13 protein-coding genes are annotated in these 16069 nt (G+C 74.0%); 10 read left to right on the top strand and 3 right to left on the bottom strand.

Annotation, left to right across the window (positions count from 1 at the left end):
* Nucleotides 1–40: 40 nt before the first annotated feature.
* Nucleotides 41–556, top strand: coding sequence for a DinB family protein (locus tag HD597_RS14365; protein WP_253742587.1), 516 nt, complete (start codon nt 41–43; stop codon nt 554–556).
* 21 nt (nt 557–577) lie between these two features.
* Here HD597_RS14365 and HD597_RS14360 read toward each other — a convergent pair whose 3' ends face one another.
* Nucleotides 578–1219: a DUF1707 SHOCT-like domain-containing protein gene (locus HD597_RS14360; RefSeq protein ID WP_253742586.1), complete on the bottom strand. Its 642-nt coding sequence runs from the start codon at nt 1217–1219 to the stop codon at nt 578–580.
* Between the two features lie 245 nt (nt 1220–1464).
* Between HD597_RS14360 and HD597_RS14355 the strand changes: the two genes are divergently transcribed.
* From HD597_RS14355 to HD597_RS14315, 9 genes are all read left to right on the top strand, one after another.
* On the top strand, nt 1465–1974 hold the full coding sequence (locus HD597_RS14355; protein ID WP_253742585.1) for an SDR family NAD(P)-dependent oxidoreductase: 510 nt from the start codon (nt 1465–1467) through the stop codon (nt 1972–1974).
* 194 nt (nt 1975–2168) lie between these two features.
* Nucleotides 2169–3524: an extracellular solute-binding protein gene (locus HD597_RS14350; protein ID WP_253742584.1), complete on the top strand. Its 1356-nt coding sequence runs from the start codon at nt 2169–2171 to the stop codon at nt 3522–3524.
* Entirely contained in the window at nt 3524–4465 is a 942-nt protein-coding gene (locus HD597_RS14345) for a carbohydrate ABC transporter permease (protein WP_253742583.1), read from the top strand. Before HD597_RS14350 ends, HD597_RS14345 begins: the two co-directional genes overlap by 1 nt.
* Nucleotides 4462–5289, top strand: a complete 828-nt coding sequence (locus tag HD597_RS14340) for a carbohydrate ABC transporter permease (protein ID WP_253742581.1) — start codon at nt 4462–4464, stop codon at nt 5287–5289. The genes HD597_RS14345 and HD597_RS14340 overlap by 4 nt, the downstream gene beginning before the upstream one ends.
* On the top strand, nt 5286–6548 hold the full coding sequence (locus HD597_RS14335; RefSeq protein WP_253742579.1) for a 6-phospho-beta-glucosidase: 1263 nt from the start codon (nt 5286–5288) through the stop codon (nt 6546–6548). Before HD597_RS14340 ends, HD597_RS14335 begins: the two co-directional genes overlap by 4 nt.
* The gene (locus tag HD597_RS14330; RefSeq protein ID WP_253742578.1) at nt 6545–7513 is read left to right on the top strand and encodes an N-acetylglucosamine kinase; all 969 of its coding nucleotides are present in this window, start codon (nt 6545–6547) and stop codon (nt 7511–7513) included. The genes HD597_RS14335 and HD597_RS14330 overlap by 4 nt, the downstream gene beginning before the upstream one ends.
* On the top strand, nt 7510–9402 hold the full coding sequence (locus tag HD597_RS14325; protein WP_253742576.1) for a glycoside hydrolase family 9 protein: 1893 nt from the start codon (nt 7510–7512) through the stop codon (nt 9400–9402). Before HD597_RS14330 ends, HD597_RS14325 begins: the two co-directional genes overlap by 4 nt.
* Before the next feature lie 21 nt (nt 9403–9423).
* On the top strand, nt 9424–10719 hold the full coding sequence (locus HD597_RS14320; RefSeq protein ID WP_253742574.1) for an ROK family transcriptional regulator: 1296 nt from the start codon (nt 9424–9426) through the stop codon (nt 10717–10719).
* Between the two features lie 250 nt (nt 10720–10969).
* Nucleotides 10970–13297, top strand: a complete 2328-nt coding sequence (locus HD597_RS14315) for a protein kinase domain-containing protein (RefSeq protein WP_253742572.1) — start codon at nt 10970–10972, stop codon at nt 13295–13297.
* A gap of 116 nt (nt 13298–13413) precedes the next feature.
* Here HD597_RS14315 and HD597_RS14310 read toward each other — a convergent pair whose 3' ends face one another.
* A complete protein-coding gene (locus HD597_RS14310; RefSeq protein WP_253742571.1) occupies nt 13414–13845 on the bottom strand; it encodes a hypothetical protein in 432 nt (143 codons plus the stop codon).
* A gap of 299 nt (nt 13846–14144) precedes the next feature.
* Nucleotides 14145–16064 carry a molybdopterin biosynthesis protein gene (locus HD597_RS14305; RefSeq protein ID WP_253742568.1) on the bottom strand — a complete coding sequence of 640 codons (1920 nt, stop codon included), beginning with the start codon at nt 16062–16064 and terminating at the stop codon, nt 14145–14147.
* Between the last annotated feature and the right edge of the window lie 5 nt (nt 16065–16069).

The following is a 16069-nucleotide window of genomic DNA, read 5'->3' as shown; positions in this document are numbered from 1 at the left end:
GTCGTGCGATGTCCCGATCATCGCACTAATATCCGCCACCATGAGCTCTCCTCGCATACGGCCGCCCCTCGTCGCCGACGAACGCACCCAGCTCGTCGGCTGGCTCGACACGCAGCGCGCGATCGTCCGGTGGAAGTGCGAGGGTCTGTCGGAGGAGGACGCCTACCGGCCGGTGCTGCCCACCTCGCCGCTCATGACCATGGCCGGCCTGGTGTCGCACCTGCGCTGGACCGAGCACTGCTGGTTCGAGGTGCTCTTCCTGGGCCGCCCCGCCGACGGCAACCCGCAGTTCGACGAGAGCGTGGAGGACGCCGACATGCGGGTCGAGGGCGTCCCGCTGGCACGGCTCCTCGACGAGTACGAGCGCCAGTGCCAGATCTCGAACGAGATCGTCGCCACCCACTCGCTGGACGACGTGGGCAAGCACCCCGACTTCCGCTCGGCCGGGGCGAGCCTGCGCTGGATGCTCATCCACATGGTGGAGGAGACCGGCAGGCACGCCGGCCACCTGGACGTCATCAGGGAGCTGGTCGACGGCCAGAAGGGCTACTACTGAGCTGAGCGGGCACGCTGCGGCTCAGGAGGAGGCGGGCCTGCGCAGCAGCCACTGCCCGAACGTCCGGCGCGGGGGCCGCACCACCACGCGGCCGTGCACCTTCTGACCGGCCAGCTCCACCCGCAGGATGACCGGCGCGTCGCGACCGGCCGGATCCTGACGGTAGGTGACGCTGCTGTGCGTCAGTTGCAGAGCGTCGGTGTCGACCACGACGCCCGGCCTCGTCACCAGTGTCAGGGTCTTGCCCGTCATGTTCACGTCGATCCGCAGGGTGCCGTGCGTGATCACCGCGTCGGTGAAGTCGAGCGTCACCTCGCAGTACGTCACCTCCAGCTCCATCCTGCGCGGCACCACCCAGCGCCCCGTGCGCTCGACCGGGCCGCTGTGGACCCGCTCGATCCGCACCACGTCCTTGACCTCGGCGCCGGTCACGCCGCCCGTGGCCGAGACGGGCGGCAGGTCGGCGGTGAGCGCGGTCAGCTCGTGCACGGTCCGGGCCGACAGGGCGGCTTCGACGCGCTCGTCCAGCTCGTCCGCGCTCAGCAGGCCGTCGCCCGCCGCGATGCGCAGCACGTCCACCACCCGGTCCCGGTCCGCGTGGGAGGCGCGCAGCTCGGGCGACGAGCCGGAGCGCTTCCCGGTGGGTGAAATCTCTCCCGACATGCATCCGTCCTGGTCCTGATCGACCTCTCCGCGCGACGCGGGCAGCGGCGCGACTAGAAGACTAACGCGATATCGCGGCATGGATCCCGGTTGAGCCCCTACGCGATCGGCGACGCGGGCACGATCTGGCGGGACCGGCGACTTCACCGATGCGGCCACGGCGACGGCTCCCCTACCGTCGAGCACCTGACAGCCGAGCGGACAGCCGAGCGGACAGGGACGAGGCCATCGTGGGGCGAGGAGCGTTGAGCGGGCGCACCGCCATCGTCGTGGGGGCCGGGACCGGCGTCGGCGCCGCCGTGTCGCTCGCGCTGAGCCGGGCGGGCGCGGGCGTGGTGCTCGCCGCCCGTCCGGACCCCGCCCTGACGGCGCTGGCCGCGGGCATCGTCGCGGCGGGGGGCCAGGCGGTCGCCGCTCCCGTGGACGTCGGCGACCCGTCCGCGGTGCGGCGGCTCGTCGAGCGGACGCTCGGCGTGTTCGGCCGGCTCGACATCGCCTTCAACCAGGTCCACGCGCGTGCGCTGGTCGTGGCGATGACGTACCAGATCGCCGCGATGCGGGTCACCGGCGGCGGCCACATCGTCAACCTGGTCCCCGCCGCCCAGGACGGCGTCGCGGAGCTGACCCGTACGGTGGCGCGGGCGCACGCGGGCTCCGTGGTCCGGATCGACGCCGTGTCGCAGGCGCCGTACGGCAGCACGGAAGAGGTCGCCGCCGCCGTGGTGTCGCTGTGTTCGGCCGCCGGTCCCGCCTGATCGGCCCGCTGAGCCCCCGGACGGGACATCGCGGCCGGTCCGGAGTTAGTTAGGACTCCTGCCGTAACACGCCCGGGAAGCGGCGTCACGAGTTGATTTCGGGGCTTGACCGCCCCGGTCCGCACCCTTACCGTCCTCATCAAGTTAGGAAGCCTTACTAACACCGGCGTCCAGCCGGCTCTTAGGAGACCCTCGTGCGCTTCGCCCCCCTCGCGGCGGCCGGGTTGCTGGCCCTGTCGCTGACCGCCTGCACCGCGGGCAAGGAGGCGCCGCCGTCGCTCGGCGCCCAGCCCGCATCCACCGCGAGCGGCACCGGCCCGGCCGCCGCCGCGCTGCCCGCCGCCACGCTGGAGCTGTGGCACGGCTTCTCCACGGACGTCGAGACGAAGGCGTTCGAGGAGGCGGTCGCGGGCTTCACGAAGAAGTTCCCGCAGATCAAGGTCACCATGAAGAAGGGCATCCAGGACGACCAGATCACCCAGGCGATCCGCGGCGGCAAGGCGCCCGACGTGGCGGCGTCGTTCACCACCGACAACGTCGCCCAGTGGTGCAAGAGCGGCGCCTTCCAGGATCTGACGCCGGTCATCGAGCAGGACGGCATCGACCTGAACGTGCTGCCTGCCGCGTCCCGTGCCTACACCGAGTTCGAGGGCAAGCGGTGCACGATGCCGCTGCTCGCCGACGCGTACGGGCTGTACTACAACAAAACCCTCATGAAGGGCGAGCAGCCGCCGAAGACGCTGACCGAGCTGACCGAGCTGACCAAGAAGCTCACCGTCCGCGACGCCGACGGGACCATCAAGGTCGCCGGGTTCATCCCGAGCTTCCAGTACTACGAGAACTCCCCCAGCCACCTCGGGCCCATGGTCGGCGCGAAGTGGTACAACGACGACGGCACCTCGGCCATCGGCTCCGACCCGGCGTGGAAGCAGCTCATGCGCTGGCAGAAGGAGCTGGTCGACTGGTACGGCTACGACAACCTGGAGAAGTTCCGCAAGGGCCTGGGCGACGAGTGGGGCGCCGAGCACCCGTTCTTCGAGGGCAAGGTCGCGATGATCCTCGACGGCGAGTGGCGCAACGCCATGATCGCGGGCGACCCCGACGCCAAGGACATGGACTACGGCACCGCCCCGCTGCCCGTCGCCGACGACAAGCCCGACCTGTACGGCAGCGGCTTCACCGCCGGCACCGTGATCGGCGTGCCGAAGGGCGCCGCGCACCCGCAGCACGCCTGGGAGCTGGTCAAGCACCTGACCACCGACACCGAGTCGCTGGTGACGCTGTCGAACGCGCTGCGCAACGTGCCGACCACCAAGGCCGCCATGGAGCACCCGCGCCTGGCCAGGGACGACAACTTCGCCACCTTCCTCGACATCTTCACCCATCCCAAGACCTCGACGCTGCCGGCGAGCGTCAACAGCGTCTTCAACCAGGACGCCTTCTCCACCTTCCTCACCCAGTGGGAGAAGGGCGCGGTCAAGGACCTCGACGCCGGGCTGGCCGAGGTGGACAAGCGGATCAACGACAAGCTGAAGCTCTCCGGGGGCTGATGATGGTCTCCACCCACGCGGCGCCACCACGCCGGTGGCGCGGCGAGGGCGTGCGCGCCCTCCTGTGGCTGTCGCCGTGGATCATCGGCGTCGCGGTCTTCTTCGTCTATCCGCTGCTGTCCACGGTGTACTTCTCCTTCCACCGCTACGACCTGTTCACGCTGGAGTTCATCGGCCTGGACAACTACCGCTACGCCTTCTCCGACGCCCGCGTGCTGCAGTCGGCCCTGAACACCCTCTGGCTCGTGGTGTTCATGGTTCCGGCCCAGGTCCTGTTCGCGCTCGGTGTGGCGCAGCTGCTGGCGAAGGTGAAGAGCGGCGGCGGGATCCTGCGGACGATCTTCTACCTGCCGTCGCTGGTGCCGACGGTGGCGGGCACGGTCGCCTTCGTGTACCTGCTCAACCCGGCGACCGGCCCGGTCAACCAGGCGCTGGCGTGGTTCGGCATCACGGGGCCCGACTGGTTCGGCAGCGCGGCCTGGGCCAAGCCCAGCCTGACGCTGCTCGCCCTGTGGGGCGCGGGCAACCTCATCATGATCTTCCTGGCGGCGCTGCTGGACGTGCCCAGGCACCTGTACGAGGCCGCCCAGATCGACGGGGCGGGCGCCTGGCGGCAGTTCCGCAGCATCACACTGCCGATGATCTCTCCCGTGCTGATGTTCTCGGCCGTCACCGGCGTGATCTACGCCGTGCAGTACTTCACCCAGGCAATGATCGCCTCCCGGGTGGCCTCCGGCGCGACCGACTCGGCCGGCTCCACGTTCACCCCCGGATATCCGGACGGCTCGCTGCTCACCCTGCCGCAGCACCTGTTCCACACCGGGTTCCGCGACTGGTCGATGGGGCTGGCCTGCGTGCACGCGCTGCTGCTGTTCGCGGTCGCGATGGTGTTCACGCTGATCCTGCTCCGCCAGTTCAGCAAGGCGGAGGTGGCCTCGTGAGGCGCAGGCGGGGCCTGATGTGGGTGGCGCGGCACGCGCTGGCCATCGCGCTCGCGCTGATGTTCCTCGGCCCGATCGCGTTCGTGGCGCTGACCGCGCTGATGACCGACGAGCAGGCGCTGACCAGCCGGCTGTGGCCCGAGCAGTGGAACTGGGCCAACTTCGCCGACGTCTTCGCCCGCTCCGAGCTGCTCACCTGGACGGCCAACACGTTCGTCTACGCCTCGCTGGCGACGCTGTTCATGCTGGTGTCGTCCATCCCGGCGGCGTACGCGCTGGCCCGGTTCCGCTTCCGGGGGCGCAAGGCGGCGTTCCTCGTCGTGATCGCCACGATGATGCTGCCGCCCCAGGTCGTGGCGGTGCCGATCTACCTGGTGTGGGCGCGGCTGGACCTGACGGACTCGCTGTGGCCGCTGATCCTGCCGATGCTCTTCGGCGACGCCTTCTCGATCTTCCTGCTGCGCCAGTTCCTCATCACGATCCCGCGCGACTACACCGACGCGGCCAAGGTGGACGGCTGCTCGGACGCGAGGATCCTGTTCACCGTGATCCTGCCGATGGCCCGCCCCGCGATCGCGGCGGTGGCGTTGTTCTCGTTCTTCTACTGCTGGAACGACTACTACGGGCCGCTGCTGTACGCCGGGGTCGACCAGCAGGGCTGGACCCTGTCGCTGGGGCTGGCCACCTTCAAGGCCTTCCACAGCGTGCAGTGGAACCTCACCATGGCGGCCACCCTGCTGGTGACCGCCCCGGTGATCATCGTTTTCCTCTTCGCCCAGCGGGTCTTCATCGAGGGCGTGACATTGACGGGAGTGAAGGGTTGAAACTCGCCGTGGTCGGGGGCGGCTCGACGTACACGCCTGAGCTGGTCGACGGGTTCGCCCGGTTGCGGGAGCACCTGCCGCTGACCGAGCTCGTCCTGGTGGATCCGGCCGCGGAGCGGCTGGGGCCGGTCGCGGGCATGGCCCGCAGGATGTTGCGCGCGGCCGGGCACCCGGCCACCGTGACCGCGACCGGCGACCTGCGGGAGGGGGTCGCCGGGGCGGCGGTCGTGCTGCTGCAGCTCCGGGTGGGCGGCCAGGCGGCCCGCGAGGTGGACGAGACGCTGCCGCTGCGCTGCGGCTGCGTCGGCCAGGAGACGACGGGCGCGGGCGGCCTGGCCAAGGCGCTGCGGACGGTGCCGGTGGTGCTGGACATCGCCGAGGTGATCGCCGGGCACGCGCCCGACGCGTGGATCGTCGACTTCACCAACCCGGTCGGCATCGTCACCCGGGCGCTGCTGGACGCCGGGCACCGCGCGATCGGGCTGTGCAACGTGGCGATCGGCTTCCAGCGCCGCTTCGCGGCCATGCTGGGCGTCGAGCCGTCACGGGTGTCGCTCGGGCACGTGGGCCTCAACCACCTCACCTGGGTGCGGTCGGTCCACCTGGACGGCGTGGACGTGCTGCCCGGCCTGATCGGCCGGCACGCCCAGGAGATCGCCGACGAGGTGCGCCTGCCGGTCGAGCTGATCACCAGGCTCGGCGCCGTGCCGTCGTACTACCTGCGTTACTTCTACGCCCACGACCTGGTGGTGGCCGAGCAGCGGACCGAGCCGTCGCGCGCGGCGCAGGTGGCGGACCTGGAGAAGCGGCTGCTCGACCTGTACGCCGATCCCGGCGTGACGGTCAAGCCGGCCCTGCTGGAACAGCGGGGCGGCGCGTTCTACTCCGAGGCGGCGGTGGCGCTCATCGCCTCGCTGCTCGGCGACCGGGGCGACACCCAGGTGGTCAACGTGCGCAACGACGGCGTCCTGCCGTTCCTGCCGGACGAGGCGGTCGTCGAGGTCCCGGCCAGGATCACCGCCTCCGGGGCCGCGCCGCTGCCCGTCGCCCCCGTAGAGCCGCTCTACGCGGGGCTCGTCGCGCACGTGTCGGCGTACGAGACGCTCGCCGTCGAAGCCGCGCTGCGCGGCGGGCGCGAGCGCGTCGCCGACGCGCTGCTCGCCCACCCGCTCATCGGGCAGGAGCACCTGGCGGACGAGCTGACCGCGCTGCTGGTGGAGGCCAACCGCGCGCACCTGCCCTGGACGGAAGCCCGGTGAGGACGATCCTGGCGGTGGACGGCGGCAACAGCAAGACCGACCTCGCACTGGTGGCCGAGGACGGCACCGTGCTCGCCACGGGCAGGGCGGGGCCGTTCGTGCCGCAGAGCGCCGGGGTGGCCGCCGCCGCCGACGTGGTGGAGCGCGCGGCCCGGGCGCTGCGCGACGGCATGGCCGCCCCGTACGCCGACCTCATGGCGGCCTACCTGGCCGGGGCCGACTTCCCCGCCGAGGAGGAGGCGCTGCGCGCGGAGTTCGAGGCGCGCGGGTGCGCGGGCGAGGTGTCGGTGGCCAACGACACCTTCGCGGTGCTGCGGGCGGGCGCCTCCCTGCCGTGGGGCGTCGCCGTGGTGTGCGGGGCGGGCATGAACGCCGCCGGCCTCTCGCCGACCGGCGAGGTGGCCCGCTTCCCCGCGGTCGGCAGGTGGAGCGGCGACTGGGGCGGCGGCGAGGACCTGGCCGCCTGGGTGCTCTGGCACGCCGCCCGCATGGAGGACGGCCGCGGCCCCGCCACCGCGCTGGCCGAGCTGGTCGTCACGCGGTTCGGCACGGGGAGCGTCGCCGAGGTGGTGCACGCCCTGCACTTCGGCGAGCTGGACCCGGCCCGGCTGCACGAGCTGGTGCCCGGCCTGTTCGCCGTCGCGGCCGGCGGCGACGCCGTGGCCAGGGAGCTGGTGGCCCGGCAGGCCGAGGAGGTGGCCGTGATGGCCAGGGTGTGCCTGGAGCGGCTCGGCCTGCTGGGGACGGCGGCCGAGGTCGTGCTCGGGGGCAGCGTGCTGACCGCGCGGGACCCGTACCTGCACGGCCTGGTCGAGGCGGCGATCGGCGCGAGCGCGCCGCACGCGCGGGTCGTGGTCAGCACGCTCCCCCCTGTGGCGGGGGCCGCGCTGGCCGGGCTGGACCTGCTCGGCGCGGCCGAGGCCGCGCGCACCAGAGTTCGCGACCACTTCAGGAGGAGCAGATGAGAAGGCTGATCCCCGCCGCGCTCGGGTTGGCTCTGCTGGCGGGCCTGAACGCCCCCGCGCAGGCCGCGGCGCCCGGGCACATCCGGGTGGACCAGGTCGGCTTCCTGCCGGAGGAGAGCAAGCATGCCTACCTGATGACCAGCAGCGGCCAGGCCGGGCGCTTCACCGTGGTGGACCGCCGCGGCCGGGTGGTGCTCACCGGGCGGGCGGGCCCCGACCGGGGCGCCTGGAACAGCGCCTACCCGCACGTCCACGACCTCGACCTGACCCGGCTGCGCGCCCCCGGCAGCTACCGGATCAAGGCCGCCGGGGCGACGTCGGCCGAGTTCGAGATCGCGCCGTCGCGGAATCCGGCGGGCGGGGTGCTGGGCTTCTTCGGCCTGCAGCGCGACGGCGCCGACGCGCCCCGCACGCCGAGCCACCTCAACGACCGGGCCGCCTTCGTCTACGACTGGCCGGAGTTCACCGGCCCCGACACCGACCAGATCAAGGGCGAGCTGACGAGGATCGGCGGCCCGGTCGACGTCGAGGGCGGCTGGTTCGACGCGGGCGACTACCTCAAGTTCACCCACATCCTGGCGTACGTGGACACGCTGCTGTGGGCCGCCCAGCGGGACGGGAAGGCTCCCGGCCGCGCCCTGCGCAACGAAGCCGCCCATGGCCTGAAATATCTGGACAAGATGTGGGATGAGGAGTCGAAGACGCTCTACATCCAGGTCGGCATCGGGGCCGGCAACGCCGAGGGCACGTTCGTCGGCGACCACGACATCTGGCGCCTGCCCGAGGCCGACGACGGCGACGACGCCGAAGGGCACCAGTTCATCCGCCACCGCCCGGTCTTCCGCGCCGCCGCCCCCGGCGAGCCGATCTCCCCGAACCTGGCCGGGCGCACCGCCGCCGCCTTCGCCCTGGCCGCGCAGCTCGAGCCGTCCCCTCGCCGCGCCGCCCGCCTGCTCGACCAGGCCGCCTCCGTGTACGCGATGGCCAGGACCACCGGGGTGGAGCGGCTGGTCACCTCCCTGCCGCACGCGTTCTATCCCGAGAGCGTCTGGCGCGACGACATGCAGCTCGGCGCCGCCGAGCTGGCCCTGGCCGCGCAGCGCCTGCACGACCCGCGTGCGGGGCGGTGGCTGGCGGACTCGGCCCGGTGGGCGCGCGGCTACCTCGACGAGGATCAGGGCGACACGCTCAACCTGTACGACGTGAGCGCCCTGGCCCACGCCGACCTCCTCAAGGCCATGCGGGCCGCCCGGGCGGAGGCCGGTGGAACGGGCAGGACCGCAGCGGCCGGAGCGGCCGGCGGGACCCGCGCCGCCGGCGGGACCGGCGCGGGCGGGGGGCTCGCCGTCACCGAGGCCGACCTGATCGGCGGGCTCAAGGCGCAACTCGACCTCGGCGCCCGCCGCGCCGCCACGGACCCGTTCCGCGCCGGAGCGCTGTACGACACGTTCGACTCGGTCCCGCACGCGTTCGGCCTGGCCGCCACCGCCCGCCTCTACAGGTCGGTGGCCGGCGACCGCGCCTACGACGCCTTCGGCACCCAGCAGCGCAACTGGGCGCTCGGCGCGAACCCGTGGGGTGTGTCCTTCGTCGCCGGGGCGGGCGAGAACGCCATCTCCTGCCCGCACCACCAGATCGCCAACATCACCGGCAGGCCCGCCACGGGCGCGGTCGTCAACGGGCCCAACGGCGCGGGATTGTTCGAGGGCGGCCTGGGCGGGCACTTCGAGGAGATGCCGCCCTGCCCGGCCGGCGGCGTGGACCGCTACGCCGAGTTCACCGGGCACGGCAGCCGCTTCGTCGACGACGTGCGCTCCTGGCAGGCCTCCGAGCCGGCCGACGATTTCGCGGCGATCGCCCTGTACGCTCTCATGCTGACGTCGACGTGACGCCCCTGACCCGGAGGTGACGTGAAGCCACCTGTCCACGGGACGCCGAGGCTGATGCGCGCGATCAACGACCGCGCCGCGCTGCGCATCCTGCTGGAGAAGGGCCCGCTGACCCGGCCCGAGCTGAGCGAGCTGACCGGGCTGTCCAAGCCGACGGCCTTCCAGCTCCTGGCCCGGCTGCAGGAGGCGGGCCTGGTGGTCGGCGACGGCGTCCGGGCGGGGCAGCCCGGGCGGACGGCCGAGGTGTACCGGGTCAACGGGGCGGCGGCTCACGTGGTGGCGCTGGACGTCACGCCCGAGCGGATCGCCGTACAGGTGGCCGACCTCACCGGCGCCGTCGTCGGCGAGGCCACATCCCCCGCGCCACCACCCGGCCCACCACCTGCCCCGCCGCCTGCCCCGCCGCCTGCCCCGTCACCGGTCCCCGCGCCCGGTGCGGCTCCGGAGGAGGGCGGACTGGTCGAGTGGCTGCGGGCGGCGATCGAGGCGGCGCGTCCGCCCGGCCCGCCGCACCGCGTCGTCATCGGCGTGCAGGGCGCGGTGGACCCCACGACCGGCAGGCTCGACTACGCCACCGCCGACGACATGCCGGGGTGGCAGATCCCCGACCTGGTGCCCACGCTGAGCGCCGGGCTCGGCGTCACCGTGGACGTGGAGAACGACGTCAACCTCGTCGCCCTCGCCGAGCAGGCGCACGGCGCGGCGGCCGGCTGCCAGGACTTCGTGCTGCTGTGGGCCGGTGAGGGGCTCGGCGCCGCTCTCGTGATCGGCGGGCGGCTGCACCGCGGCTTCTTCGGCGGCGCCGGCGAGGTCGGCTACATGCCCGTGCCCGGCGCCGCCACGGCCCGCGACGGCGGCCGGTTCGCCGACCACGGCTACCAGGCGCTGGCCGGCGGGCCGGCCGTCCAGGACCTGCTGCGCTCGTACGGCGTGCACGGGGCCGGCTTCCGCGACTCGGTGGCGACCGCGGTGCGCCTGGCCGAGGGCACCGGGCGGGCCGCCGAGGAGGCCGCGGCCGGCCTGCGCACGGTGGCCGCCCGCATCGCCCTCGGCCTGGCCACCATCGCCTCGGTCGTCGATCCGGGCCTCGTCGTGCTGGCCGGAAGCCTGGTGTCCGCCGGCGGCGAGCGGCTGCGCGACCTCGTCGAGCGGGAGCTGAGGGTGCTGGACGTGGAGCGCCCGCGGGTGCGGCTGTCGGCCGTCCAGGGGAATCCGGTGCTGGTGGGCGCGATGGACCTGGCGCTCGCCCGGGTCAGGGACGAGGTGTTCGGCCAGAGCGCCCGCGACGGCGTCCCGTCCAGCGCGGCGGGCCGCTGAGGCCAGCCCTCGGGCGGCGGGGCCCGTCCCCGGGCGGCATGGGGCAGGACCGCCTCCCCGGAGGGCAGGGTCCTGGGCCAGTGACAACGCGCCGCTCGGCGGTGGCAGCGGCCTCTACGGCCAGGTGATTCGGGCTGTTCCGCGCAGAGGTGGGAGGCGCGTCTCGCCGGCCGCCGGCACCGCACGATCACCGGCGACGGCGAAGGGCTATCGTGTGGATCGCGTATGGAAGCCCCGGGAAAGGAGCGGGATGCCGGAAATCCGCCCGCTCCGGCCGAGCGACCCCGACCGCGTCGGCCGATGGCGGCTCGTCGGCGTGCTCGGCTCCGGCGGCCAGGGGACGGTCTACAAGGCCGCGGGCGAGGACGGTCGCGAGGTCGCCGTCAAGCTGCTGCACGGCCATCTGAGCGGCGACGACACCATCTCCAGGGGCTTCCTGAGAGAGGCCGAGGCGGCGCGGCGGGTGGCGGCGTTCTGCACCGCGGCCGTGCTGGACGTCGGGACGGCCGGCGACCAGCCGTACATCGTGAGCGAGTACATCGCGGGTGAGACACTGCAGCAGGTCGTCCGGTCGGCGGGGCCGCGCGCGGGCGGGGCGCTGGACCGGCTGGCGATCTCCACGCTGACCGCGCTGGCCGCCATCCACCAGGCCGGCATCGTGCACCGGGACTTCAAGCCGGGCAACGTGCTGATCGGGCCCGAGGGGCCGATCGTCATCGACTTCGGCATCGCCAAGGCGCTGGACGCGACGACGATGACGTCCGGGGTGGTGGGGACGCCCACGTACATGTCGCCCGAGCAGTTCGAGGGGCTGCGGGTGGGGCCGGCGTCGGACGTGTTCGGCTGGGCGGGGACCATGGTGTTCGCGGCCACGGGACGGCCGCCCTTCGCCGGGGAGACGGTTCCGGCCATCCTGAACGCCGTGCTCACCGGCGCTCCCGACCTGAGCGGGGTGCCCGCGCGGCTCGCGGAGGTGCTGCGGGACTGCTTCGCCAAGGACCCGGCGGCACGGCCACTGCCCCTGGACCTGATGAGGCGGCTGACGAGCCGTCCCGGGGCGGCCACCGCCGTACCGCCGCCGCACCTGGGAGCCCCGGGTCCTGGAAGGGCGGCTGCGCCTCCGCCCGGCCTCGCGCCGCCGGGTGGCGTGCCGTCGTCCCCGGGGACACCTCCGATCGCGGCCCGCACCACGCCGCCGGGGCAGGGCCCTGCCCCTGGCCCGTCCGCGAGCCACCCTGCGGGCGGCGCGCCCGGCACAGGTCAGCCCGCGCACGCCGCGCCCGGTACGCGTCAGCCCGCGGACGGCAGGCGCGGAACGGCGCCCGGCGGCCCGGGACAGCCCGCCGTGATGCGGCCGCGGCAGGCCGGGAGGGGAGACGTCGAGACGTCACCGGGCGGCGGCGTGAAGCGGGTGAGCCGCCGGGCCATGCTCAGCGCGGGAGCGGCGGCGCTGGCGACGGCGGCCGTGTCGGCGTTCGTCGTGTTCAGGCCCGGCGGCGGCACCGGCCGGCAGAGCCTGGCGCAGAACCGGCCGCCCTCACCCGCCGGCACGGGAACGGCCACCGCCTCCGTGTCGCCCTCTCCCGCGCGGACCCCGGCCACCGAGCCGTTCGGGACGCTGATCGGAGAGCCGGCGCGGCTGCCCGCCGGTACGGGGACGCCCGCGGCGATGGCCACGAGCGGGTCCGCGGTGGCCTGCGGCACGAGCGACGGGTCCGTCCTCCTCCGGGATCTGTCCACGGCCACGAACGCGGAGCTCGGCGACGGCGGCGCGGGCACGGCGGCGCTCGCCCACGGGCGGCACGGCGGCACCCCGGTGATCGTTTCCGGTCACGCCGACGGCGGGATGCGGCTGTGGAGCCCGTCAGGCGAGAGGCTGGGCACGCGGAAGGCGGGCGATCCGATCGTCGCGGTGACGGTCGCGGGCGGCCGGGTGATCGCGGTGTCGCAGAAGTACGACAGCCTGAGAGACCTGCACGGCACCGTACGCCTGTGGGACGCCGGCACCGGCAAGCAGATCGGCCCCACGAGCACCGAGCACTTCCAGGGGATCAACGGCCTGGCCTTCGGCCGCCTGGACGGTGACGACGTGCTGGTGACGGGCGACGGCGCGAACCGTGTGCGGGTCCGCCGCCTGGCCACGGGCGCGGTGACGCACACGTACAAGACGGGTGAGGTCGGCGGCATCGAGCGGCTGGCGTGCGGCGAGGTGGACGGCGAGCCGGTGCTGGTCTCCACGCATCTGGACGCCACCCTGCGCGTGTACGACCTGGCGACGGGCAAGCGCAGGAAGAAGTGGCCGTTCAGCGACCGCAGCCCCGACGACCGGGGCACCGCCGCGCTGGTGGCGGGCATGCTCGACGGCGTGCCGGTCGCGGTCGTGGCGTACACGCCGCACGGCGCGGACGCGTTCGTGGGGGTGCGGCGGCTGGACGACGGGGCGATCGTCGGCGAGTTCGGGCACGGCGCGGGCGGCGGGATCCGCCTGCTGGCCCTGGCCGAGCAGTCCGGCCGGCCGGTGGTGGTGACGGTGGGCGAGGACCGGCTGGTGCGGGTGTGGAGCCTCGGCCCGTCCTGAGGCCGGGCCCGCCCTGCGTCCGCGGGTCGGGCAGGCTCGCACCAGGCCGGGCGGCCCGGAGCCACCCGCGAGGTCGCGCATCGGGCCCTGGCCGGGAGCCGTCCTGCGGGTTCCCGCTACTCTCCGAGGTCGCGCAGCGGGCTCTGGTCGCGGTCGCTCTTGCGGCGGGTGGCCGCCCGGCGCCGGCCGGGCCGCGAGTGGATTAACCGGTCCGTCCCGGGCCGGTGCACGAAGTCGTTGATCGAGCGAAGGTTGAGCTGTCCGCCCGAGCCCTGCCCGGGCCCGTTGGCGGTGGCCTCCTTGGGTGCGTGACCGTCGAACGCGATCTCCAGGCGCCAGCCGTCACGCTGCAGGATGACTACGGGGCCGGAGGATCGCGGGACGGTCTGCACGTCCCAGCCGTGTCGGTGTGCCCGGTGGGCAAGTGCGCGCGGATTCACCGAGTCGTACTCCTTGTCGAACGGTGGTGGTGTCCAGCGGAATTCGGCCTGCGGGGTGTCACGGGACGGGTGCGGTAGGTAGGCGGTCGGCGGATCCCTTCTATCCAAGGGACGGTCGTAAGTCCGGTTCGGGTTCCATCGCGAGCCGTCCGAAGCTCGCCGTTCCTCTGCCGGCCGGGCGCTGCGGCTGCCGGTCCGGGGGACGATACGGTGCGGCCAGCCTCGTTTTATTCGGGTTCAGCACCGCCCCGCTCGCCAACAGGAAAGCATGTGACCGCCACCGTCGCCGGGACTTCGACCACGACCGTCACGGGCAGGGTCACCCGAGCTCATCGCCGCGGAACGCCGCCGCTACCCGCGATCGACCTGATCGCCTCCCGCATCGGGGCCCTGCGCCCGTCCGGTGGTCAGCGGATGCGGCGCCCGGTCTCGGCGCAGGAGTAGCCGCCCAGCGCCTCCACCTCGGCGCGGAAACCCGGCTGTTCCAGCAGCGCCCACAGCGGAGCCAGCAGTTCCTCGGCCTGCGTCCCCGTACGCAGCACCAGGTCGTACGGCTCCTGCGCCACCGGGACGAAGTCGAGCCCGAAGGCGCGGGCGGCGGCGAGGATGCCCAGGCCGCAGTCCGCCCGCCCGGCGGCCACGGCCGCGGCGACCGCCAGGTGGGTGTGCTCCTCGCGGGAGTAGCCGGGCACCTCGGCGGGGTCGATCCCGTGGCCGGCCAGCTCGTGATCCAGCAGCGCCCGCGTGCCGGCGCCGCGCTGCCGGTTCACGTAGCGCAGGCCGGGATGGGTCAGGTCCTTGATGCCGGTCAGGCCGAGCGGGTTGCCGGGGGCGACGATCAGGCCCTGGTCACGGTGGACGAGCCTGATCACGGCGAGGTCGGCGTCCGCGCCCATCAGCCGGTCCACGTAGGGCAGCGTGTACTCGCCGGTGGCGGGGTCCAGCAGATGCGAGCCGGCCAGGTGGCACAGGCCGTCGCGCAGCGCCACGAGGCCGCCGAGCGAGCCGACGTTGGAGGAGGCCAGGGTGACCAGCGGGTCGGCGGCGCGCAGGGCGGAGGCCGCCAGGTCGAGCACCAGGTCGTGCGAGCCGATGGCGACGATGGTCCGGCCGATCTCGGACAGGCCGCGCAGCAGCTCGACCCGGACCTGCTCCCCCGCGTGGTGGCCCTCCACCCCTGCGGGGACGACGAGCAGGCCGTCGGCGCGGACGAGCGAGGTGAGCACGCCGGCGCCGCGCGGCAGCGGGGTGGCGACGAGCCGGTCCCGGACCCGGCCCAGGCGCACGCGTACCCAATCGTCCATGCCGAGGGCGGACGGCAGCTTCCTGGCCAGGTGCGCGGTGGCCGCCGGGCGTTCGCGGGGCGCGGCGCCCTCCAGCTCGGCGAGCATCGGGGCCGCGAAGATGTCGAACGTCAGCGCCGCCGACACGGGGTAGCCGGGCACGCCGATCACGGGCGTGCGCCCGGCCGCACCGAGCACGACGGGATGGCCGGGCCGCACGGCGACCCCGTGGACCGCGACGACGCCGGCCCCGGCGACCACGCGGGCGGTGTAGTCGTCCCGGCCGGCGCTGGAGCCGGCGATGAGCAGGACCAGGTCGGCGTCGCGGGTCGCCTCGGCCAGCGCGGCGGCGATGGCCGCCGGGTCGTCGGGGACGATCTCCGTCACCCGGGCCTCGCAGCCGGCCTCCCGCGCCTGCGCCGCGAGCATCAGCGAGTTCGTGTCGAGGATGTCGCCGGGGGCGAGGTCGGCGCCGATCGGGCGGATCTCGTCGCCGGTCGGCACGATCACCACGCGCGGCGCGCGCCGGAGGCCGAGCTCGGCGACTCCCGCCGCGGCGCAGGCCGCGACGTCGACGGGGCGCAGCCGGTGGCCCTCGGGCAGCAGCAGCTCGCCGGCGCTGATGTCCTCCCCGATGGAGCGGACGTGCTGGTACGGCGGGACGGCCGCGCGGAGCTCCGCCTCGCCCGCCGGGGTGCGGTGCACGTGCTCCCGCATGACGACGGCGTCGTAGCCGTCGGGCAGCGGGTCGCCGGTGTCCACGACGGCGAAGTCGCCGGGGGCCAGGAGCACCGGGCTGGTCTCGGCCGCGCCCACGGTGTCGGCGGCGCGGACGGCGATGCCGTCCATGGCCGCGGAGTCGAAGGCGGGCGAGGAGCGCACCGCCCACACGGGTTCGGCCGTGACCCTGCCCACGGCGGCGGCGACCGGCGCCCGGAGCAGGCCGACCCGGGCGGGGCAGCCCGCCGCGGCGCGCGCCTCGCGCCAGACGGCGAGGGCCTGCGCCGCAGGGACGTCGGAGACAAAAGGACTTTCCGCGCTCATCAATA

The sequence above is a fragment of the Nonomuraea thailandensis genome (assembly GCF_024172165.1).
Taxonomy (GTDB): domain Bacteria; phylum Actinomycetota; class Actinomycetes; order Streptosporangiales; family Streptosporangiaceae; genus Nonomuraea; species Nonomuraea thailandensis.
This window is presented reverse-complemented; position numbering and strand designations above follow the sequence as displayed.

Bases quoted from the DNA above. Each gene is read 5' to 3' on its own strand.
- HD597_RS14365 (WP_253742587.1), top strand. From the start codon at position 41: ATGAGCTCTCCTCGCATACGGCCGCCCCTCGTCGCCGACGAACGCACC.
- HD597_RS14360 (WP_253742586.1), bottom strand. From the start codon at position 1,219: ATGTCGGGAGAGATTTCACCCACCGGGAAGCGCTCCGGCTCGTCGCCC.
- HD597_RS14345 (WP_253742583.1), top strand. From the start codon at position 3,524: ATGATGGTCTCCACCCACGCGGCGCCACCACGCCGGTGGCGCGGCGAG.
- HD597_RS14325 (WP_253742576.1), top strand. From the start codon at position 7,510: ATGAGAAGGCTGATCCCCGCCGCGCTCGGGTTGGCTCTGCTGGCGGGC.
- HD597_RS14315 (WP_253742572.1), top strand. From the start codon at position 10,970: ATGCCGGAAATCCGCCCGCTCCGGCCGAGCGACCCCGACCGCGTCGGC.
- HD597_RS14305 (WP_253742568.1), bottom strand. From the start codon at position 16,064: ATGAGCGCGGAAAGTCCTTTTGTCTCCGACGTCCCTGCGGCGCAGGCC.